We start from the raw sequence: 765 nt of genomic DNA on the forward strand, positions 1-765 counted from the left end.
TATTGACTTTTTTTAACTTTTAAAAATGTGAATTATCTAAATAAACCAAGGTCTTTTAGATCATTAAATGTGGTGAAAAACATCAATGATAACAACAAAAACAATCCGATTCGAAAAAAACCTTCTTGAGTTCTTTGGGATAAAGGTCGGCCTAAAACTTTCTCAAATGCATAAAACATTAAATGCCCTCCATCTAACATTGGTATTGGAAATAGATTAATAAGACCCAAACTTATTGAAATATAAGCCATCATACTAATGAAAGCCAACACTCCAAACGTTGCAACTTGTCCAGAAATTTTAGCAATTCTAATTGGTCCTCCTAATTGAGAAGTATCTGCTTTACCTAAAATCATTCCTCCGATGTATTTTAATGAGGAAACGCTTACAAAATAAACTTCATAACCTGCATGATATAAAGCCTGAGCAGGTCCTAATTTAACATGGTTAACTTTATTATTGTAGGCACCAAGCTTAATACCTACCATTCTTTTATTAATTTTATTCCCTAATCCATCATCACCTTCAACAATATTAGGTTTTACTTTTAGTATTAATTCATCATAGGAACGCTTAACTTTAAAATCTATAAAATCACCAGTAGACATAGTGATAAACTTAGAAACTTCCATAATACTTTTAACTTCATTGCCATCTATCTCTAAAATTATATCCTCACTTTTTAGACCTCCTGCCATTGCGGGACTATCTTTTTGAACTTCATTTATGACTGCAGGGGTAAAATCTTTGCCAATGAAAGTATAA

1 protein-coding gene is annotated in these 765 nt (G+C 31.1%); it reads right to left on the bottom strand.

Features of this window, described 5'->3' with window-relative positions:
- Positions 1 to 32: 32 nt before the first annotated feature.
- On the bottom strand, positions 33 to 765 hold a 733-nt coding region (rseP, locus tag AMN88_RS00900; protein WP_075536009.1), incomplete at its 5' end, for an RIP metalloprotease RseP.

The sequence above is a fragment of the Candidatus Pelagibacter communis genome, from assembly GCF_001180165.1.
In the GTDB taxonomy this organism is placed as follows: Bacteria; Pseudomonadota; Alphaproteobacteria; order Pelagibacterales; family Pelagibacteraceae; genus Pelagibacter; species Pelagibacter ubique_P.